Annotated in this window: 19 protein-coding genes; 9 read left to right on the forward strand and 10 right to left on the reverse strand. The window is 66.0% G+C overall.

Annotation, left to right across the window (positions count from 1 at the left end):
* Positions 1–9: 9 nt before the first annotated feature.
* A complete protein-coding gene (locus tag F579_RS0103765) occupies positions 10–1,440 on the reverse strand; it encodes a mannose-1-phosphate guanylyltransferase/mannose-6-phosphate isomerase (RefSeq protein ID WP_019024206.1) in 1,431 nt (476 codons plus the stop codon).
* Positions 1,441–1,444: 4 nt separating this feature from the next.
* Positions 1,445–2,788, reverse strand: a complete 1,344-nt coding sequence (locus tag F579_RS0103770) for a phosphomannomutase/phosphoglucomutase (protein WP_019024205.1) — start codon at positions 2,786–2,788, stop codon at positions 1,445–1,447.
* 183 nt (positions 2,789–2,971) lie between these two features.
* Here F579_RS0103770 and F579_RS0103775 point away from each other — a divergent pair, with 183 nt between their 5' ends.
* Entirely contained in the window at positions 2,972–3,733 is a 762-nt protein-coding gene (locus tag F579_RS0103775) for a class I SAM-dependent methyltransferase (RefSeq protein WP_019024204.1), read from the forward strand.
* Positions 3,734–3,812: 79 nt separating this feature from the next.
* Here the strand turns inward: F579_RS0103775 and F579_RS0103780 are convergent, their stop codons facing one another.
* The 4 genes from F579_RS0103780 to F579_RS0103795 all read right to left on the reverse strand — a co-directional run bounded on the left by F579_RS0103780 (position 3,813) and on the right by F579_RS0103795 (position 7,425).
* On the reverse strand, positions 3,813–5,087 hold the full coding sequence (locus tag F579_RS0103780) for a diguanylate cyclase (protein ID WP_019024203.1): 1,275 nt from the start codon (positions 5,085–5,087) through the stop codon (positions 3,813–3,815).
* A 68-nt stretch (positions 5,088–5,155) separates the two neighbouring features.
* On the reverse strand, positions 5,156–5,548 hold the full coding sequence (locus F579_RS0103785) for a CBS domain-containing protein (RefSeq protein WP_018139706.1): 393 nt from the start codon (positions 5,546–5,548) through the stop codon (positions 5,156–5,158).
* A gap of 12 nt (positions 5,549–5,560) precedes the next feature.
* Positions 5,561–5,908: a hypothetical protein gene (locus F579_RS0103790; RefSeq protein ID WP_019024202.1), complete on the reverse strand. Its 348-nt coding sequence runs from the start codon at positions 5,906–5,908 to the stop codon at positions 5,561–5,563.
* Positions 5,905–7,425 carry a DUF1538 domain-containing protein gene (locus F579_RS0103795; protein ID WP_019024201.1) on the reverse strand — a complete coding sequence of 507 codons (1,521 nt, stop codon included), beginning with the start codon at positions 7,423–7,425 and terminating at the stop codon, positions 5,905–5,907. Before F579_RS0103795 ends, F579_RS0103790 begins: the two co-directional genes overlap by 4 nt.
* 60 nt (positions 7,426–7,485) lie before the next feature.
* Between F579_RS0103795 and F579_RS0103800 the strand changes: the two genes are divergently transcribed.
* Together F579_RS0103800 and F579_RS0103805 are read left to right on the forward strand one after the other, a co-directional pair.
* The gene (locus F579_RS0103800) at positions 7,486–8,190 is read left to right on the forward strand and encodes an SDR family NAD(P)-dependent oxidoreductase (RefSeq protein ID WP_019024200.1); all 705 of its coding nucleotides are present in this window, start codon (positions 7,486–7,488) and stop codon (positions 8,188–8,190) included.
* 92 nt (positions 8,191–8,282) lie between these two features.
* Positions 8,283–8,933: an OmpW family protein gene (locus F579_RS0103805; protein WP_019024199.1), complete on the forward strand. Its 651-nt coding sequence runs from the start codon at positions 8,283–8,285 to the stop codon at positions 8,931–8,933.
* A 6-nt stretch (positions 8,934–8,939) separates the two neighbouring features.
* Here F579_RS0103805 and F579_RS0103810 read toward each other — a convergent pair whose 3' ends face one another.
* From F579_RS0103810 to F579_RS0103820, 3 genes are read right to left on the reverse strand one after another with little or no spacing between them, the layout of a single operon-like run.
* On the reverse strand, positions 8,940–9,359 hold the full coding sequence (locus F579_RS0103810) for an HIT domain-containing protein (RefSeq protein WP_019024198.1): 420 nt from the start codon (positions 9,357–9,359) through the stop codon (positions 8,940–8,942).
* Positions 9,356–11,332, reverse strand: a complete 1,977-nt coding sequence (locus F579_RS0103815) for a M1 family metallopeptidase (protein WP_019024197.1) — start codon at positions 11,330–11,332, stop codon at positions 9,356–9,358. The genes F579_RS0103810 and F579_RS0103815 overlap by 4 nt, the downstream gene beginning before the upstream one ends.
* Positions 11,333–11,345: 13 nt before the next feature.
* Entirely contained in the window at positions 11,346–12,467 is a 1,122-nt protein-coding gene (locus tag F579_RS0103820) for a ChaN family lipoprotein (protein WP_019024196.1), read from the reverse strand.
* A 132-nt stretch (positions 12,468–12,599) separates the two neighbouring features.
* On the opposite strand from F579_RS0103820, the gene F579_RS0103825 reads away from it, so the two are divergent.
* Positions 12,600–13,388, forward strand: a complete 789-nt coding sequence (locus tag F579_RS0103825) for an FkbM family methyltransferase (RefSeq protein ID WP_019024195.1) — start codon at positions 12,600–12,602, stop codon at positions 13,386–13,388.
* Positions 13,389–13,420: 32 nt separating this feature from the next.
* Entirely contained in the window at positions 13,421–14,224 is an 804-nt protein-coding gene (locus tag F579_RS0103830) for a creatininase family protein (RefSeq protein WP_019024194.1), read from the forward strand.
* Positions 14,225–14,232: 8 nt separating this feature from the next.
* On the opposite strand, the gene F579_RS0103835 is transcribed toward F579_RS0103830, so the two are convergent.
* Positions 14,233–15,624 (reverse strand): M17 family metallopeptidase, encoded by a 1,392-nt coding sequence (locus F579_RS0103835; RefSeq protein WP_019024193.1) that lies wholly within the window; start codon positions 15,622–15,624, stop codon positions 14,233–14,235.
* An 88-nt stretch (positions 15,625–15,712) separates the two neighbouring features.
* Here F579_RS0103835 and F579_RS0103840 point away from each other — a divergent pair, with 88 nt between their 5' ends.
* The 4 genes from F579_RS0103840 to mnmD all read left to right on the forward strand — a co-directional run bounded on the left by F579_RS0103840 (position 15,713) and on the right by mnmD (position 21,025).
* Positions 15,713–16,690: an ABC transporter ATP-binding protein gene (locus F579_RS0103840; RefSeq protein ID WP_019024192.1), complete on the forward strand. Its 978-nt coding sequence runs from the start codon at positions 15,713–15,715 to the stop codon at positions 16,688–16,690.
* Positions 16,687–17,469 carry an ABC transporter permease gene (locus F579_RS0103845; RefSeq protein ID WP_019024191.1) on the forward strand — a complete coding sequence of 261 codons (783 nt, stop codon included), beginning with the start codon at positions 16,687–16,689 and terminating at the stop codon, positions 17,467–17,469. Before F579_RS0103840 ends, F579_RS0103845 begins: the two co-directional genes overlap by 4 nt.
* A 112-nt stretch (positions 17,470–17,581) precedes the next feature.
* On the forward strand, positions 17,582–19,105 hold the full coding sequence (locus F579_RS0103850) for a peptidoglycan DD-metalloendopeptidase family protein (RefSeq protein WP_369699492.1): 1,524 nt from the start codon (positions 17,582–17,584) through the stop codon (positions 19,103–19,105).
* A 60-nt stretch (positions 19,106–19,165) separates the two neighbouring features.
* Positions 19,166–21,025: a tRNA (5-methylaminomethyl-2-thiouridine)(34)-methyltransferase MnmD gene (gene mnmD / locus F579_RS0103855; protein WP_019024189.1), complete on the forward strand. Its 1,860-nt coding sequence runs from the start codon at positions 19,166–19,168 to the stop codon at positions 21,023–21,025.
* The last annotated feature ends 6 nt before the right edge of the window (positions 21,026–21,031 follow it).

Consider the following 21,031-nt stretch of genomic DNA (forward strand, 5'->3'; position numbering starts at 1 on the left):
GGGCGGTATTCAGACGCGGCCGTAGAGGTCCTCCAGCCGCACGATGTCATCCTCGCCCAGATAGCTGCCGGACTGGATTTCGATCAGCTCCAGCGGGATCGCGCCCGGGTTCTCCAGCGAATGGATCTGCCCGATCGGCACATAGGTGGACTGGTTCTCCGTCACCAGATAGGTCTCTTCGCCGTTGCGCACCCGCGCGGTGCCGCTGACGACCACCCAGTGTTCCGCGCGGTGGTGATGCATCTGCAGCGAGAGCTTCGCCCCGGGTTTTACGGTAATGCGCTTGACCTGATAGCGCCGCCCGACGTCGACACACTCGTAGCAGCCCCAGGGGCGATACACCGCCGGGTGGTCCACATGCTCGCTGCGGTTGTCCGACTTCAGCCGTTCGACGATGCGCTTGACGTCCTGCACGCGGTCACGATCCGCCACCAGCACCGCATCACGGGTGGCGACCACCGCGAGGTTTCGCAGGCCGATCCCCGCAACCAGCAGGCCGTCGGCATCGACCACGCAGCCCTCGCTGTCCTCCAGCAGGCAATCGCCGCGCAGGGTGTTGCCCTGCGCGTCGGTGCCGCGTACCCCGGCCAGCGCGGACCAGGACCCGATATCGCTCCAGCCGGCGGCCAGGGGCGTAACCGCCGCGCGGTCGGTGCGCTCCATTACGGCGTAGTCCACCGAGATGTTCGGGGCCCGAGCAAACGACTCCGGGTCCACGCGCAGGAAATCGAGGTCCTCGCGCGCGCCCTCCAGCGCGGACTGACAGGCCGTCACGATCTCGGGCTCGAAGCGCTCCAGCTCCTGTAGATACTGCGAGGCGCGGAACACGAACATGCCGCTGTTCCAGAGATAGTCCCCCTGGCTCAGATACTCGCGCGCGGTGGCGGCATCGGGCTTTTCGACAAAACGCGCGACCCGTGCACCGGCCTCGCCCAGCGACTCGCCCTGCTGGATATAGCCGTAGCCGGTCTCGGGCGTCACGGGCACGATGCCGAAGGTGACCAAATAGCCGGCCTCCGCCAGCGCCACGGCGCGACCCACGGCAGCCTGGAAGGCATCGGCATCCCCGATGTGGTGATCGGCGGCCAGGACCAGGAGCAAGGGGTCGCGCCCTTCCGCGCGGGCCTGCAGCGCGGCCAGGGCAATCGCCGGGGCCGTGTTGCGTCCTTCCGGCTCCAGCAGGATGCGCGCCTGCTCGACACCAATCGCCCGCAATTGTTCGGCGGCCAGAAAGCGGTGCTCGACGTTGGCCAGCACCAATGGTGACGCTGCCTGCAGGCCCTCCAGCCGCCCCACGGTCTGCTGCAGCAGCGTCTGGTCGCCGGTGAGGGGCAGGAACTGCTTCGGGTAATGGCTGCGCGACACCGGCCACAACCGCGTGCCGGTACCGCCGGCCAGGATCACCGGCTGTAGTTGGTTCTGGATATCGGCAGGCGCCATCGTTTTATCCCCGTATCAGGCGGGAAAGCTCTTCCACGCGCCGCTCCAGCAGGGCCGGGTCGGCGCGGGTCTCGACGTTCAGCCGCAGCAGCGGCTCGGTGTTGGAGCTGCGCAGGTTGAAGCGCCAGTCCGGGAACTCAAGGCTGACCCCGTCGGTGTGATCCTCCGCCCCACCCTGGCCCTCAAGGGCCTTGAGGACGCGATTGGTTGCAGCCTCAACATCCGTGACCTCGAAGTTCAGCTCGCCACTGCAGGGGTAGCGCGCCATGCGTTCGGCCACCATTTCGCCCAGCGACTGGCCACGGCGCCCCATCAACTCGGCGACCCGTAGCCACGGCAGCATCCCGCTGTCGCAGTAGTAAAAGTCGCGAAAGTAGTGGTGCGCGCTCATCTCACCACCGTAGATGGCATCTTCGTGGCGCAGGCGCTCCTTCATGAAGGCATGCCCCGTCTTGGACTGGACGGGCTCGCCTCCGGCGGCCCGCACCATCTCGATGGTGTTCCAGGTCAGCCGCGGGTCGTGGACGATCCGCTCGCCGGGGTGCCCTTCCAGACAGGCCTGCGCCAGAAGTCCCACGATGTAATAGCCCTCGATGAACTGCCCCGCTGCATCGAACAGGAAGCAGCGGTCGAAGTCGCCATCCCAGGCCACACCCAGATCCGCGCCATGCTGGCGCACGGCATCGGCCGTGGCCGCTCGGTTCTCCGGCAGCAACGGGTTGGGGATGCCTTTGGGGAAATGGCCATCCGGATCGAAGTTCACGCGGATCAGCTCGAACGGCAGATGCGGTTCCAGTGCCTCCAGCACCGGGCCCGCACCGCCATTACCCGGGTTTACGACTACGCGCAGCTTCGGCAGCGCCTCGCGGTCGACCGATGCCAACAGCCGGACGATGTAGTCGGGCCGGTGGTCCAGCGGATGTACCTGGCCCTGCGGCATGGGGCGGAAGTCCCCGCGCTCCGCGCATGCCCGAATCGCGTGCAGCCCGGAATCCCCGCTGATCGGTCGCGCCTCGCCGCGCACGAGCTTGAGCCCGTTGTAATCCAGTGGGTTGTGGCTCGCGGTAACCATCACCCCGCCACCAGCCCCGTAGTGCGCAGTCGCAAAGTAGACCTCTTCGGTCCCGCACAGGCCGATGTCGGCGACATCACTACCGCCGGCGGTGAGCCCTTCGTTCAGGGCCTGGGCCAGGGCCGGGCTGGAGAGACGGATGTCGTGTCCAACCACCGTGCGGCCGGGTCGGACCTCTTCGGCAAAGGCACGTCCGATGGCATATACCACCTCGGGGTTGAGTTGATCCGGCACGCGGCCACGTACGTCATACGCCTTGAAGCAATCGATCTTCATGCAGTTCCCTTCCGGCCCCCTCCGACTCCCGGCCCCGCCGGCAGCGCGCACTCCTTTCTCCTCATGATACATAGCAGAGCCGCGGCATGATGCGACGGGGGTTACAACGAGGCGAGTGCCGTTACTTGACGATCAGGAGCCATACCCCCGACCATGGTGGGTTTATCAAACGAGGAGAAGCCGATGAGTGAGCCGCAAGTGAAGACCGAGGAGAAGAAGCAGCATTTCGACGATATCTACGTCGCCGAGACCCCGGTGCCGTTCAAGGAGCGCATCATCGACGCGCTCGATTACATCTCCGACGACTTCAACCGGCAAACCTTCGACCGGCTGATTCTCCCCTGGGCACAGCAGCAGGCCGACGCGGGCAAGACCCTGAACTACGTCGACCTGTGCTGCTGCTTTGGCAATACCACCATGGCGGCCGTGCACGGCATGGATGTCGAGGCAATCCGCGCCAACTGGGCCGATGAACAGGCCTGCAAGACGGTCGCCGCCCCGCGCCGCCTGCCCATCAAGACGACCGGGATCGACATCTCCGGCAACGCCTTGGCCTACGGCAAGAGCGCGGGTCTGTTCGACCAGACCTTCGAGGCCGACCTGAACCAGGCCGACGCCGAGACGCGCAACGCGATCGAGCAGTCGATGGAAGAGGCGGACATCGTCATCTCCACCGCGTCGCTGGTCTATCTGGATCCGCCGGCCATCGAGAGCCTGGTGGACGCCTTCGCGCGCGGCAAGGGCGAAGGCTACATGCTGGTGAATTTTCTCAACCCCTTCGCACTAGAAAAAGCGGACGCCACCAAGCGTTTGTTGCTGAATCGTCTGGACTTTGTCGGCAGTACCGCGACCCGTCACCGTCGTCTGTCGCCGCTGGAGCAGGAAAACTACCCCGGCGAAGACTGGGCCCTGCTGGAAATCTGGGTGCTGCGTCGCCGCGGATAAGCCGTGAACGGCGCGTCCGCGCACGCATGAAAAAGGCCGGCGTCTGCCGGCCTTTTTTGTGTCTGAATAATCCGCTGCCCTACAGGGCCACGACCCGATCACGCCCTGCTTGCTTGGCCTGGTACATGGCCTCGTCCGCGCGCCGCGCGAGGAGCTTGGCACTGTCACCGGAGGCGAGTTCGGCGACCCCGAAGCTCGCCGTCACACTTGGCACCCCGGGCACGCTCATGGTGGAGATGGCCTGGCGCAGTTTCTCGGCCAGGGCCGTCGCCCCGACCAGCCGCGTCTCGGGCACCACGATGATGAACTCCTCGCCACCCCAGCGACCCAGGGTGTCCGCGTCGCGCAACTCCGCGCTCACCGTTTGCGCCAGCGCCTTGAGGACCTCATCTCCCGCCTCGTGGCCGTACTGATCATTTACCGCCTTGAAGTGATCCAGATCGAACATGATCAGGCTCAGCGGACGACCATAGCGCTGGCTGCGCTCGATCTCCGCCTCCAGCGTGTTCCCGAGGCTTAGCCGGTTCGCGACGCCAGTCAGCCAGTCGGTATGCGCCACACGGCGGATCTCGTCCTCCATGCGCACCCGGTCGGTCACGTCCTTGCCCAGCGCGACGTAATGCGAGATCTCGCCGTGGTCATCGAGCACCGGGGTGATCGTCTGCTCCAGATGGATCAGGGATCCATCGCGACGCCGGTTCACGAACTCGCCCCGGAAGGTCTCGCCGCGCTCCAGGGCCCGCCACATGCCCAGATAAAAGGCCGCATCCTGGCGGCCCGACTTGAAACGCCGGGGATTCTCGCCCAGCACCTCGCTGCGCGAGTAGCCCATCAGCTCCTCGAACGCGGCATTGACGTAGGTGATCGTGCCTTCCGGATCGGTAATCAGCACCGGATCCCCGGACACCTCGACCGCCGTCGACAACAGCCTTAGCTGCTCGTCGCGCGCCCGTTCATCCGTCACGTCCTGCTGCAGGGACACGTAGTGGGTGATTCGTTTGGGCGCCTCTTCGGCATACACGGGGGAGATATGCCAGCGCACCACGTACGTGCTGCCGTCCTTGCGATAGTTGATGGCCTCGCCATCGAAGGTCTCGCCTGCACTGAGTGCAGCGCGCAGGCGGTCGAGGATCACGCGTGATGTCCGCGGGCCCTGCAGCAGGCGCGGCGTCTCGCCCAGCACCTCGCCCGCCGCGTATCCCGTCATCTGTTCGAATCCGGCATTCACGTAGACAATGCGCGGCCCGTCATCGAGGTCCGCGTCCGTGATCAGAACGGAGTGGCGCGACTGGTCGATGGCTGCATCCAGCAGCCGGAGTTTCTCGAACCCCTCGATGTACGCGACAGTGGCCACGGGACTCCTTTGAAATGGATTAGCCTGGGACCGGCACTACCGGTCCGAGTGTCCCGCGGCATGGAGGTTCATTCCATATCCGCCATTTCGAGAATCGAGCCCACGATATCGCTGGTGGTGACGATTCCTTCCAGGGTATTGCCCCGCAGCACAACCAGGCGCCGGATGCCCTGATTGACCATCAGCCGCGCCACGTACTTCACGTCCATCTCGGCCGGCACGGTGATCACTGGCTTCGCACAGACATCATAGACATTGGAGAGGTCGATATCGCCCTCCTCCGCCACGATGGTCTTCAGGATTGTTGTGTAGGTGATAATCCCGTAGGCGTCGTGCTCGTGCTGCTTGTCCACCACCAGGGACTTCACGTTGTGCCGCCGCATCAGTTGCATCGCCTCGCGCAGCGGCGCGAGCGGCGACACGGTAATCACATTGGGCTTCAGGATGTCGCTTACCAGCATGCTCGAGTCCTCTCAGATTTCTTCCTTCACGTGTTCCTGGAACTGCTCGATCTGCTTGCGCCCGATCCCGGCCAGGTGGGCGATATCCACAGTGAACGCCACGCCGCGCGGGTCGCCTTCGAGTTCCAGGTCCTGGCTGACGGCCTTGAGCACGTTCAGCGCGACCTTCTTTTCCAGTACCCACATCAGCACCGACTGGCTGCCCTCGTAGGTCATGCCCAGAAACGTCTTGCGTGCCTCCGCGCCGATACCGCGGGCATCCATAATCGTGACGCCGCCGGCGCCCGCGGCCTTGGCCGTCTCGATGGCCCGCTGCTCGAGGTCATCCGGAAGCACGGCGATCAATGCCGAAAATCTCATGGTGAATCCTCCTGTTGCGCGCCGCCCCTGCCAGTCCAGCGCTCGTAGATGTCCACCAGGATGGCGTAGACCATCACGGTGACGATGGGGAAGATCGACGCGAAGGCGATCAGGCCGAAGCCGTCGATCAGGACATTGCGGTCTTCCAGATGGGTGGCCAGGCCGATCCCGAGGGCCGTCACCAGAGGTACCGTCACCTCGGACGTCGTGACCCCCCCCAGGTCAAAGGCGAGCGCCACGATCTGCTTGGGCGCGAGGATCGTCAGCACGATCACGAGGAGGTAACCGCCCATGATGTAGTGATGGATCGAGTCCCCGGCCAGGATGCGGTGGACACCGATGGTGATGCCGATGGCCACGCCCAGCGCGACCAGGATGCGGATGACATTGCCGCGCAGAGAACCGCGCGCGGCTTCCTCGGCCTTCTGCCCAATCGCGATCAATGCCGGCTCAGCCATCGTGGTCGCGAAGCCGATGGAGAACGCGAACAGGTAGACCCACAGGAACAGCTCGTTGGTAATCAACTGCTCGGCCATGCTCTCGCCGATCGGGAACAGGCCCAGCTTGAGCCCGACCACAAAGGCGTACAGGCCCAGCACCACCAGCACGAAGCCGAAGATCACGCGCGGCAGATACGGGATGCGCTTGCGCAGCACGAAGTACTGGAACACCACGATCACCGCGATGATCGGGGCCACGTCGCGCAGCATCAGCAACAGATCCATACCCATCGCGGACAGCCAGTGTTCCTCGCCCGCGCCCGGAAGATCCGTGTCCGCGTCCATGGCCGCGGTCTCGCCATTGCCCGGGGCATCGACCTCCGCACCGGCAAACACGATGATCCCGTACAGCTGCACCGTGATCATCGGCACCATCACCGCCAGCGCCACGAGCCCAAAGCCGTCCCGCAGCGGGTTGCGCCCGCTGATCGACGCCGCCAGGCCCAGGCCGAGGGCCGCCACCAGCGGCACCGTCACGATGTTCGTGGTGACCCCGCCCGAGTCATAGGCCAGACCGACGATCTCCTCGGGGGCAAAGAAGGTCACCAGCACCACCAGCACGTAGCCAGTCAGGATGTACCAGTGCAGCGGGTGGCCCATGACCGTGCGCAAGATGCCCAGCGCGACCACGGCACCCACGGACAGCGCGACAATCAGGCGCAGGACCAGGCCCTCGATCCTTCCCTCGCTGATCAGCTCCGCCTGCTCCGCGACCGCGATCAGGGCCGGCTCCGCGATCACCGTGGCAAAGCCGAGGGTGAAGCCGAAGGCCATCAGCAGCAGCAGCGAGCCGCGTCGTGCCAGCGCGTTTGAAAGGTTCTTGCCAATGGGGAAGATCCCCATCTCCAGGCCCTGCAGGAACAGCGCCACGCCAAAGACCACGATGGCCAGCCCGATCACCATGGACAGCAAGCCATCCGGCACCGTGCGCAGCACCAGTGCCTGGAACACCGCGACCACGATCACGATGGGCGCCAGATTGCGCGCCGCATGGCCCAGCGTGTGGAGAAAGTTCATGCGCTCCCTTGCCGAGGCATGGCCCCGGAATCAATTCCCCGCGCGGCGGTCGCAGGCAGTATGGAATCCCTGCAGATACCCTATCGCGCCGTGGTCGTCGGTGCCACGGGCGGGCTCGGCGCCGCGTTTGTTGAGCATCTTGAAAAAGACCCGAACTGCGGGTGCGTAGTGGCACTTGGCCGCCACAGCGAACCGCCCGTCGATCTCCTCGACGAAACCAGCATCGAACGCGCCGCTGGCTGGCTACGCAAACAAGCGCCCGAATGGGATCTAATCCTGGACGCCACCGGCATCCTGACCATCGACGGCCACGGCCCGGAGAAGCGTCTGCGCGATCTCGATCCGGCCATTATGGCGCGCTCGTTTGCCATCAACGCGATCGGCCCGGCCCTGCTGTTCAAGCACCTGGCACCTTTGTTGCCGCGTCTGCGCAAGGGCATCCTGGCCACCCTGTCCGCCCGCGTCGGCTCCATCGAGGACAACCAGTTGGGCGGCTGGGTGAGCTACCGCGCCGCCAAGGCCGCGCTCAACCAGATTGTCCGCACGACAGCGCTGGAGCTGCGCTTCAGCCATCGCCAGGCCACGGTGATCGCCCTGCAGCCCGGGACCTGTGCAACCCGCCTGTCGGAGCCCTATCGGGCCCGTGCTCCCGAGGTGCTCGCACCGGAATACGCAAGCGGCGAACTCCTGAAGGTTCTGGATCGTCTGGACGCGACGGACTCCGGAAGCTTCTACGACTTCGAGGGCCAGCGGCTGCCGTTCTGAAAACCGACGTCGCGCATGATCTGTATCAACAAGCGCTAATGAGAGGCGGGCAATAGTACCTCCGAACATTCACATTGTCGGAGGAACCGAACATGCGCCGTACCCTGACCTTTCGTGCCCTTGCCCTGGCCGGCCTGCTGGCCCCGGCGGCCCTGATCCCGGCCCATGCGACTGCCGCCAGCGCGGATGTCTCCGCCGGCGACTGGCTGCTGCGCGGCGGCCTGACCTACATCTCGCCCAAATCCGACAATGGCGAACTGACCCCGGCCGACCTGAACGTGGACGTCGGTTCCAGCACGCGCCCGACCGGCACTGCGACCTACATGTTCACCGACAACCTGGGCCTGGAGCTGCTGGTCGGGATCCCGTTCAAGCACGACATCGCGCTGGAAGGTCTGGGCAATGTCGGCTACACCCGCCACCTGCCGCCGACCCTGAGCCTGCAGTATCACTTCAACACCGGCTCGGCGTTCCGCCCATACCTGGGGGCTGGCGTGAACTACACCCACTTCTTTGACACGACCACCCGCGGTGCGCTGTCCGACAGCCGCCTGCGCCTCGACGATTCCTGGGGTGTCGCCCTGCAGGCCGGGATCGACATCGCCCTGGACGACAACTGGTTCCTGAACACCGAGGTGCGCTGGATCGATATCGAGAGCACGGCCCGCCTGGACGGTCAGCGTATCGGCACGGTCGAGATCGATCCGTGGACCTTCGGGATGAATGTCGGCTACCGCTTCTAAACCGGTCTAACCGAGCCCTTCCACGAGGCCGAGGACCCGCTGCATGCGGTCCTCGGCCTCGTTCTTTTCCAGACCCCGCTCGGCGGGGACACCCCAGACCGGGCCCGGCCAGGCCGGATCGCCCGGCTGACGGGCGACATGGTGCAGGTGCAACTGCCCGACAATATTGCCGAGCTTGGCCACATTCAGCGTCTCGGGCTCAAACGCCGCCTGCATCGCCCGCGCCAGGGCCGAAGACTCCCGGGCCAGAATCGCCGCATCGTCGGGCCCAAGCTCATGCAGCTCGCGCAGGCCTGCGCGACGCGGAACCAGAATGAACCACGGGATCGCCGCGTGATCCATCAGCAGTAGCGTCGACAGGGGCCAGTCCGCAACGAACCAGGTGTCCGCGCGCAGGCGCGCATCCAGCGCGAACGCCTCCTTCATTGCAGCTCCTTCCAGATCCCCGGCGTGGCCCAGTGTCCGGTGCTGCGCTCGTCCCCCTCCAGCAGGACATAGCTGTAGTGCGCCCGGTGGCGCAGCTCGCCCGCCAGTGCGCGGCGTTGCTGCGCATCGGGACCCGCAATCACGATCACATTCTCGCCGGGCACGGCCCAGGCGGCCGCGTCCGGGGACTCGGGCAGATCACTGTCGATCGCCGTCGGCGATTCCGGCCAGCCGCGGGCGCGGAGCCATTCGCGCACCGATTTGGGTTCGCCCAGTACGATACGGGTCCCTTCCACGTTCTGGCTCTGCTCGGGTGCCCGCCCCAGCCAGGGCGCGACCTCGACCGGCCGCGCCGAACCCAGCGCGATCACCTGCGTGTCCGGGTCCAGTGCGGCGCGGCGCAGGATCGCCGGGGATTCGTCATCGGCCAGATGGCGAAACAGCCGCCAGTCCGGGTCCGCAGCGACGCGCAACGGCGCGGCATCCAGCTCGACCACGAACGACTTTTCACTATCGGCCAGCGCCAGCCAGAACGTCTCCGACCCCTGTTCGCTCTCGACCACAAGCGGTACGCGCAGATCCCAGGGTTCGTCATCGCCGGACTGACGCAACGTGCCCGACAGCGTCCACCCGTTCTCGTCCTGGTCGACGGCGAGATCGGCCAGCTCGAGCGCCGGCGCGCCGCGCCGCTCGACCCACTGGCGGAAGAACGGTTCCAGATCCTCGTCGGTGGCGGAATCGAAGGCCGCGATGAGTGCATCCCAGTCGGCCTCGCGTCCTTTCCAATCTTGGTAGAGCGTGCGAGCACCCTCCAGAAACGCCTCGCGCCCAATCCAGTCCTCCAGCATCCGCCAGATCATCGCGCCCCGGTGATAGCCGGCGATGCGCCGCGCGCCCTGGTTACCGCCCTGGTATTCACCGTGCGCGCGATCCTCGTCCGCCGGAAGCGCCGCGTAGTCACGCAGCCACTGTCCCCGCTCCTCGCGCCCCTCACCCGCCTCGCGCTTGAACTGGTAGTCCGCCATGTAGGTGGTCAGCCCCTCCGACCAGTTCGCGCCCAAACGGTCGACATAAACCCCCGTGCCCCACCACATGTGCAGGACCTCGTGCCCCAGCGAGGTGTGCGGGATAAACGGAAGCGGGATTACCTGTTCGCCGAGCAGCGTAAAGCCGGAGAACGCCAGCCCCACCGGCTGCGGCGAGGCCGCCACCGTCAGGCTGCTGTACGGATACGGCCCGATCTCGGATTCGAATCGCTCGATGTATTCGGCGGTCTTCTCGCGGTAGGTCTCGCCAAAGGCCTCATGCAGCGACTGCGGGAACAGGGTGCGCACCTGCCACCCATCGCCCTCGATCACGCCCAACTCCCAAATGCCGGAGGCGAGCGCCAGATGGCGCGCAGCGGGGTGTTCGTAAAGGGCTTGATAGCGCACACCCTCGCGCGTGTCATCGATCAGCGAGCCGGAGACCACGGCCTTCTGGCCACCGTCCACTGTCAGTTGAATCCGCATGGGCACGGGCTCGTCCTCCAGCGCGGGATACCAGCCCGCACCCGCTGGCAGGAACCCGGCCTCCTCGCCCAGGAATCCCGAGCCCGGACGCGCCTGATCGGGCCGCGACAACCGCGCGCCATACGCGATCACCAGGAGCCCGGCATCGCGATCGGACAGCACACTCCCCAGTTCCAGCCAGCCCGACTCGGTCAGCTCGTGTTCGATGGGCTCACCATCCAGGGTCACGGCATCAATCCCCATGGCGGGATCAAGGCGCAATCGGCTCGGCGGGTCCCGGTCCAGGAGCTCCAGGTCCAGCGTCAGACGCCCGTCGAAGCTCGATTCGCCCGGGTGCAGGTCCACGCTCAGGCCGAGCGGGAAGTCGGAATCGAGTTCGGCGTAGTCGTTACCGGCGGCCGAAGAGACCGCGAAGCCCAGCGATGCCAGAAGGCCAATCGAGATCCACCATGCCGCGCGCATATTGCCCCCTCGTTTACTCGGCGTACGGGAATCGGGCTACGCGCTCTTCGGCCTCGCCGTTGCGCTCGATCTCCAGCGGCAGCCACGTACCCGGGGTCACGCGCTGCACGATCCGTTGCAGATCCGACGGACGCTCCACTGGCTGGTCGCCGGCGCGAAGGACTCGGTCGCCCCCCTCCAGGCCTGCGGCCTCACCCACGGAGCCTGCCTGCACGCCCTGGATGATCACGCCGCCGTCCTCGTCGCCGCGCAGCTGTACGCCGAGCATCGGCGAAGCGCGGTCAAAGCGATCCCCATCCGTGATGCCGAACACCGCCCGGGCCAGATCCGGATCGGCCGCGGAACAGTCTTCCCGGTACTCACGGGGCAGCAGGACCGGGGCCTGCTCAAAGCCCAGATCCGCCAGCTGATGCGGCACGCCATGACCATACTGCAGGTGGCCGGAACCGATGATCCCGACCACCAGCGGCGGCTCGTCCGAAGCCTCCAGGATCTCGGCAATACCGGCGGCCATCATGCGGTCCCAGGCCAACTGTGAGCCGATGAACCGATCGGAGTCGCGCTCCATGCCCGCCGGATGGCGTTCCATCACCTCCACCAGATACTCGCGGTAGGCCTCCGGCGGATCAGCCGGTTGGCTGACGCCGTAGCGCTCGTCCTCCGGTACCGCGTCCCAGCCTTCCTGCCCGAGCCGCTGCACCAGCGCACGTTCTGCGTTCAGCGCCACCAGCGGGACGTCATGTACACGGGCGAAATGGAGAATCGGCCAGTACAGTTCCGGATCGAACCCCCAATGGGTATACCAGTCGCTGTCGCGCAGGAACGCATCCGCGTCCAGCTCGCCGGCCACCCATTGATCCAGCACCGGCTGCGCGGAGCGCGGCAGCATCTCAAGCCCGATCACCATGTCCGGGCGCTGTCCGTGCAGGGCTGCCAGAGTTCCCAGCTGCCAGCGATGGTGATCCATGCGATCGTGGCGCTCGCCCAGGAGCACCGCATCCGCCTGTGCCAGTTCGGCGAACAGCTCCGCGCGGTCCAGTTCGTCGCCGGCCGGCGTCGCCCACTGTCCCGGGGCCGGACAGGCCGCGCTGGCCACGCCGGGCATCACTGGCGCGGCCAGCATCGCGGCCAGCATTACGCCAATGCCCCGCCGTCGGATTCCTCTGCTCTGCATGCCACTCTCCTTTCTGGGGCTCCATCCCCGGTGATCGACCTACTGTCGGACCCCGTGATGGCCGGCACGTTCCGCGTCCGGTAGCCTGCCGACATGGACACTCCCGAGAACACCGCCGCGCGCAACCGCCTCCTCCAGCGCCTGCAGGCATGGCTGGGCACTCTGCGCTCCATGGCGATCTACTGGCGACCCGGGCGTCAGGCCGGCCTGCGCCGCCTTTACGCCGGATTCGTGCGGCCCGATGATCTCGTGTTCGACATCGGTGCCCATATCGGGGATCGCACCCGCGCCTTCGCCGCGCTCGGGGCGCGCGTGATCGCGCTCGAGCCGCAGCCCCATATCCTGCGGCTGCTGCGCAAGGCGACCTCCAGGCTCCCCGGCGTGCGCGTTCGCCGCGAGGCCGTGGGGCCCGAGAATGGTACCGCGCAACTGGAGGTCAGTCGCAGCACCCCGACCGTTTCTTCGGTCTCGCGACGTTTCACAAGCGAAATCGCGAAACGCAATCGCAGCTTCCGCAAGGTGACCTGGGACGATCAGATCGCGGTCCCGATGGTCACCCTGGACCAGCTCATCGCCGATCACGGACTGCCGGACTTCTGCAAGATCGATGTCGAGGGTCTGGAAGCGGAGGTCCTGCGCGGGCTCAGCCTGCCCGTCCCGGCGCTGTCCTTCGAGTTCGTCGCCGGTGCCGAAGAGGTCACCGAGGACTGCCTTGCACAACTGACCGCCCTGGGGGACTACGAGTACAACCTGATCGTGGGTGAACAGCGGCGCTTCCGATTCGACACCTGGCAGACAGCGGACGCCATACGGTCCTGGCTGGACCAGCATGTGGAGCGCGTAGGTTCCGGCGACATCTACGCCCGGCTGCGCGGGGCTTGACCCGGGCGGCGCTCGCGGACAACGCTGCCTGAATGGACACCCGCAATCTGATCCGCTGGCAGGACCTGACCACCGAGGCCGTTGCCGACCATGCCCGTCGCGACGCGGTCGTGTTGCTGCCCATGGCCGCGATCGAGCAGCATGGCGCCCACCTGCCACTGGACACGGACCTGCGTATCGGCCAGGGCCTGCTGGATGCGGCGGCGCCACGCCTCCCGGGTGACCTCGAGCCGCTGATACTGCCGCCGATGGCGATCGCCACCAGTGCCGAACACACCCATTTCGCCGGGACGCTGAGCCTGACACCGGAAACGGCGCTGGCCGTGATGCGCGAGATCGGGGCGGCCGTCGCCCATGCCGGCTTTCGCCGCCTGGTGCTGGCCAACAGTCACGGGGGCAACACCGCGATTATGGAGCTCGCCGCGCTGGACCTGCGCCGGGACCATGGACTGCTGGTCACCAAGCACCATTACTTCCTGCAACCCCTGCCGAACACCCTCGACATCCCCGAGCACGAGCGTCGACATGGGCTGCATGGCGGCCTGATCGAGACCGCGATGATGCGCGTGCTGGCACCGACACTTGTCCAGATGGATCGCGCGCAAGACGCCCGTTCCCTGGGCGAGGATCTCGAGGGCACGACCCGGCGCCTGAGCGCCACCGGCGAAACCACGTTCGCCTGGATGGCGGACGACCTCAACCCCGGCGGCGTGGTGGGAGCCGCGGATCGCGCCACTCCCGAGCTGGGTCAGGCGCTAATCGGCCACTACGCCGAGGGCCTGGCCCAGGCGATCATCGATACCGCTGCCTTCCCGATGGAGCGACTGTCTCGCTGAAATCCCGCTTACGCTTTCTGGCGGGCGTAGCGCCCTTCCAGCGCCCCGTACAGCGCGCGCAGCCCCATCGCCTCACCCCCCTTGGGGCGGCCCGGCCGGGCGCGCACGTTGAACGCCATGATGTCGAAATGCAGCCAGGGCACGTCTTCCGGCACGAACTCCTTCAGGAACAGCCCCGCCGTGATCGCGCCGGCATAGCCACCAGTCGAGCTGTTGACGATGTCAGCGACATCGCTGTCCAGCATGTAGCGATACGGGGCATGCAGCGGCAGCGGGCAGACCGGGTCGTCCCAGGCCCTGGCCGGGGCTTCCAGTGACTTCGCCCAGTCATCATCGCTGGCAAAGACGGCGCTGATCTCGGTCCCCACCGCGACGCGGGCCGCGCCGGTCAGGGTTGCGAAGTCCACCAGCAGGTCCGGGTGGAAGCTCCCGGCCCGATCCAGCAGGTCCGCGAGTACCAGCCGCCCTTCCGCGTCGGTGTTGTCCACCTCGATCGTCTTGCCGTTGCGCGCGGTCAGTACATCGCCGGGGCGGAACGCACGCGAACCCACCGCGTTCTCCACCGCGCCGATCAGTACCGTCAGCCGAACCGGCAGTTCCGTCGCCATAATCAGACGCGCAAGGCCAAGGACGATCGCGGCCCCACCCATGTCCTTTTTCATCTGGCGCATGGAGTTGCCCGGTTTCAGGTTCAGGCCTCCGGAATCAAAACAGACGCCCTTGCCCACCAGCACCACGGACGGGGCACCCGCGGGGCCCCAGGTGAGTTCGATCACCCGCGGGCCGTGTGCACTCGCCTCGCCCACCGCGTACACGCAGGGGAACGACTTCTCCAGCGCGTCGCTGTCGCTGACCACGTGCAGGCTGCAGCCAAAGGCCTCGGCCAGCTCGCGCGCGGTCAGGGCCAGATTGGCCGGCATCATGTCGGCGGCCGGGGTATTGATCAGGTCGCGGGTCATGGCGATGGACTCGATGTAGGCCCCCACCCGCTTGCGGTCGACCGTTTCGGGCCAGACCAGCCTGGGCGCCGACCGATCCTCGACCGCCCGATAACGGTCGAAGCGGTAGCATCCCAGGCCCCACCCAATCGCCGCCTGCTCCTGGGTTAACGGGTCCAGCCCGTCCGTTTCGAGCCGATAATGGCCCGTAGCCAGGGTCTCGGCGGCAGCCGCCAGCATCCACAGCGGTGTCTCGGCATCGAACCCCACCAGCACCGCAGTCAGCTGTCCGCGTTCGTTCGGCACGCGCAGGACCTGCCCATCCTTGCCCTCGAAGCGCCCCGCCTCGGCCCAGGCGCGCCAGGTTGGCGGTGCCGCCTCGAGACGGGACTCCAGGGTGTCGGTGGTGACGGGCACCAGATCGATGGCATCGTCGGCGGCTTCAACAAAGGCAGAATCCACGCGGCTTTCCTCCCGGCTCGGTCAAAACGGCCATAATAACGCCCGTCGGCCGCCCCGGCCGGTACACCCACCGTCACAGGATGTGAGCATGACACCAGCGCTGGAAATTCGCGGCCTGCGCAAGACCTACAAGAACGGCTTCGAGGCCCTCAAGGGCATCGATCTCGAGGTTGCGCCCGGGAGTTTCTTCGCCCTGCTCGGCCCTAACGGGGCCGGCAAGTCCACCACCATCGGCATCATCACCTCGCTGATCAACAAGACGGCCGGCGAGGTGCGCGTGTTCGGGCACGACCTCGACCGCGATCAACAGGCCGTGAAGCGCTCGATCGGGCTGGTCCCGCAGGAGTTCAACTTCAACAACTTCGAGCCGATCGGCGAGATCGTGGTGAACCAGGCCGGCTACTACGGCATCCCGCGCCACGAGGCCTGGCGCCGCACCGAGCACTACCTGCGCGAGCTGGGACTGTGGGAGAAGCGCAAGGACATGGCACGCACCCTGTCCGGCGGGATGAAACGGCGCCTGATGATCGCCCGTGCCCTGGTGCACGAACCCAAACTGCTGATCCTGGACGAACCCACGGCCGGGGTGGACATCGAGCTGCGCCGCTCGATGTGGGACTTTCTCCGACGCATCAATACCGATGGCCGCAGCATCATCCTGACCACGCACTACCTGGAAGAGGCGGAGTCCCTCTGCCGCAACATCGCAATCATCGATGACGGTCAGATCGTCGAGAACACGACAATGAAGCAGCTCCTCGCGAAGCTCGAGACCGAGACCATGGTCCTGGACCTCAGCGAGCCGGTCCGGCAGCTGCCCCACGACTCCGAGATCCCGCTGCGCCAGATCGACGAGCTGACCCTGGAGGCCGACATCAAGCGCGGGCAGCACCTGAACGACCTCTTCCGTGTACTGGACCATGCAGGGCTGCGGGTTCAGAGCATGCGCAACAAGTCGAACCGGCTGGAAGAGCTGTTTCTCCGCATGACCCGTAGTGACGCCGCCCCGAGCCACCTGACACAGGGGGCCGAGGGCGCCGCCGAACAGCCGGAGAACCCGCAATGAGCGAGCGTCACCTGCACGACTACTGGGTCGCCTTTCGCACCATTGTGACCAAGGAGGTGCTGCGCTTCGCGCGTATCTGGGTGCAGACCATCCTGCCGCCCGTGATCACCACCGCCCTGTACTTCATCATCTTCGGGGGGTTGATCGGCGAGCGCATCGGGGACATGGACGGCTTTCGTTACATGGACTTCATCGTCCCCGGGCTGATCATGCTCGCGGTGATCACCAACAGCTACTCGAACGTCGTCTCGTCCTTTTTCGGCTCCAAGTTCCAGCGCCATATCGAGGAGATGCTGGTCTCGCCGATTCCGAACAGCGTAATCATCCTGGGTTTTGTGTTCGGGGGTGTGGCGCGCGGACTCAGCGTCGGCGTGGCAGTGTTGCTGGTCTCGCTGTTCTTCAGCCCTCTGAGCATCCACAACGCAGGCGTGATGCTGATCGTGGTCCTGCTCACCTCGATCCTGTTCGCGCTGGCCGGACTGATCAACGGCGTGTTCGCGCGCACCTTTGACGACATCGCGATCGTGCCCACCTTCGTGCTCACGCCCCTGACCTATCTGGGCGGCGTGTTCTATTCGGTCAGCCTGCTCCCGGAGTTCTGGCAGGGCGTGTCGATGCTCAATCCAATCCTCTACATGGTGGACGGATTCCGTTACGGCAGCCTCGGGTCCAGTGACTTCCCGATCATGGTCTCGTTTGCCGTAATTGTGGCCTTCATCGCGGTCTTGTACACGGCGGCCCTGATACTGTTGAACAAGGGGATCGGGATCCGGTCCTGATGCATCTGCGACGACGCCACCCTGCCCGCGCCTCCGCGCAACGTGGGCAAGAGGGGGTTTATTACCGGAAAAAACGTGGTATAAAGCGGAAACTTTTCCGGGTAGAGGCCATATGGGCGTCAAACGAAAGATTCCACCCGTCTTTCTTCTCGGCGCGGCCGGGCTCGCTGTAGCGATCAGTGCCAGTCTCCTTCTCGCTTCGCAACCCGCAGAAACCTCTCAGCCGCTGGACATTGCAGCGCTGCAGGCCGGGTCCAACGGCAAAATGTCGCCGATGGTCCCCAGCATTTCTTCCAATGGCCAGAATGGTCAGGTCGAGCGTCTCTCGCAGTCGCGCCATACGGCGCCAGCCGAACACACCGGTTCGCACTTCGATGCCGAAGCCACCAAGGTGGCCTACGCGACCGATTTGATTAATGATTCCGGCTTTGACGACGAGACCGACTACCCCACCTCCTACGAAACCTTCGACCTCGACGAAGGCGACGACCGCGTGGTGGAAGACGATCGCTCGGACTGGAACACCCATACGCTAGACCAGGGCGAACGCCTGACCAGTCTCTGGCAACGCGACTGGGATCTGCCGCTGGCGACCCTGTACCGCCTGCTGGACGACGACGAGAACGCCTCCATCCTCAATCGCATCCGCCCGGGGCAGGAGATCGAGTGGCAGGTCGACGAGGAAGGCTACCTGACCCATCTGCGCCTGTGGACCGACCGCGCCAGCGGCTACGAGTGGGTCCGCGAAGACGACGGTTGGGATTTTGAACGGGGCGAAGTCGAAAACGGTCGCGAAGTCAGCCATATGGTGATCAGCGCCGAGATCGAGGGCAATATCTCCGCCGCACTGGCCGAGCGCACCGATCTCTCGCCACGCGCGGCCGGTGCCATTGCCGTGCTGCTGGATCGCTACCTCCCGGTGCGCACCCATGCCCGCAGCGGTGACGAGTTCACCCTGCTGCTGGAGATGGAAACCCTGGTCGGTGACGACACCCCGCACAACCTGCGCCTGCTGGCGTTTGACTATGAAGGTCAGCGCATTTCGGTGCGCGCCGCGCGTAATACCAACGGCCGCTTCTACACGCCGGACGGCGAGAGCCTTTTGCCACCGTTCGATCGTCGCCCGTTCTCGGGCAATTACCGCATCAGCTCCGGTTTTGATCCGCGTCGGCGGCATCCGGTGACGGGTCGTGTGGCCCCCCACTCCGGCACCGACTTCGCGATGCCGATTGGTACGCCCGTGAACGCGCCCGCCGATGGACGCGTCACGCGAGTCGAGAACCACCCCTATGCCGGGCGTTTCATCGTCATCGAGCACGGACAGGGATACTCCACTCGCTATCTCCACCTGCACCGGCAACTGGTCAGCGTCGGAGACACCGTGAAACGCGGGGACCGTATCGCGCTATCCGGCAATACCGGCCGTTCAACCGGGCCGCATCTGCATTACGAAATCCACGTGAACAACCAGCCGCGCGACCCGATGCGCGTCGAACTCCCCGAAAGCGAGTCCCTCGCGGGCGAGGAACTGGAGAAATTCAAGAGCCTGAGCCAGACCCTGCTCGCACAGCTCGACAACAGCGAACGCAACACGCAGGTCGCTTTCACGCCCTACGACGAGTTGCTGAGCCAGTAACGCATTGCTTTTGCTACAGGTTGGCACCTCACCTCGTTACAGGTGGGGCGCGCTTCGATTGTGACCCCCACACATTCTCCTGCTATCCCGTGTGAACCACTGACGCAGGCGCAGCTCGTCTGGCGCGACGGGCGCCCGTACGCACCCGAATACCAGGACGCCTATTTTGGCTCGGACGATCCCCGCGCCGAGGCCCTGGAGGTCTTCGTCGAGGCCAACGACCTCCCGCGCCGATTTGCCGCCGGCGGAACGGTTGCCATCGGAGAAACCGGTTTTGGTACAGGCCTCAACGTCCTGCTGACGCTGCAACAGTGGCGGCAACAGGCGCCCCCCGGCGCCTTCCTGTCGATACTGAGCCTGGAAGCCCACCCGTTGTCGCTCGACGATCTGCGGCAGGTCCATCGGCACCTGGACCTGGACGACGCAGACAGCCAGGCCCTGCGCGCGCAGCATCCGCCTCCGATCAGCGGCCTGCACCGAATTGTGTTCCCCGGAGCCCGGGCCATCCTGACGCTCGGTCTGGGCGATGCCGCCCCCCTGCTGGCGCAGATCCGCGGCGGTATCGATGCCTGGTTCCTGGACGGTTTCGCGCCACGTTCGAACCCGGGCCTGTGGAATACGGCGGTCTTTCGCCAGATCGCACGCCTTTCACGCCCTGGCGCCACCTTTGGCACCTATACCGCGGCCGGCCAGGTACGCCGGGATCTGGAGGCCGTGGGATTCGAAGTCAAACGCGCCCCGGGGCATGGTCAGAAACGCGAACGCCTGGAAGGGCGCTATCGCGGAACCGAGCCGGACTCGCACAACCGGCCCCGGGTTGCGATCATCGGTGCTGGCGTTGCCGGGCTCGCCTCTGCATTTGCATTGCACAACAGAGGCTGCGAAGTCGGGGTGTTCGACCCTGCCGGCGCCGGGGGCGGCGCGTCCGGAAACCCGGCCGCGGTCCTGTTGCCCAACCCTCACCCCAAAGACACGGAGCTGAATCATCTGGCCCTCGCCGGCATGCGCTCGACCCGTGCCCTGCTCGGCGAAATTACCGCGCAAACCGGCATTGACCCCGTGCTGGCGGAAGGCGTCTCCTTTCATGGCGTCAGCGCCCATGGCCGCAAGCGGGTGCAGCGCCTGCTGCGCGCAGGGCGGGAGCACACCGGGGCGTTGTTCGACCCCGAGGGCGGGCCGGATTCGGGTCCGGAGCCACGCCTGTACTATCCCGGGGGCTGCGGCCTTAATCTCGCCCGGTTTTGTACGGCCCTCGCGCAGTCGCTCCCGCCTGTGGAGACCCGCCTGATCACCGCTCTGCGCCTCACCGACGAGGGCCTGATACTGGAAGCCGAACCGGCCGAGTCCAACGCCGATCCTCTCCCATGGGATCACGTGGTCGTCGCAACGGCGGCTCCCGGGTTGCACACCCTGTGCCCGGAACTGGAACAGGTATCGACCGTTTCCGGGCAAATGACGCGGATCCGCGCCCCGCTCCCGGACTGGGGCGGACAGGTCGCGACGGGACAGGGGTACTGCATCCCGCTCGGTCCGGGCGAGGCCTGGATTGGGGCTACGTATCGGCGGACACAGATGCCGGATGCAGTGGACGCAGCACTCGACACCACTCCCCGCGCCGAGGACGACCAGCTCAACCTCGAACACCTCAGCTGGGTTCCCGGACTCGGCGACCCCGCACAGGTCGAGACGCTGGAACGCTGGGCGGGGACCCGTGCCGTGGTACGCGATCGCCTGCCTCTGGCCGGTGCGAGTCTCCACGACCCCAACCGCCGGATCTGGCTGAATGTGGCCCACGGCTCGCGCGGGCTGTTGTACGCGCCCCTGGCCGCGGAATTGCTGGCTGACCGCCTGCTGGGTCTGCCGGAACCGCTGCTGGACAGCACCTCTGGCCGCCTCGACCCGCAACGCCCCCTTTCCTAGTCGCGC

Origin of the sequence: Thioalkalivibrio sp. ALJ21 (assembly GCF_000378605.1) — a bacterium.
Taxonomy (GTDB): domain Bacteria; phylum Pseudomonadota; class Gammaproteobacteria; order Ectothiorhodospirales; family Ectothiorhodospiraceae; genus Thioalkalivibrio.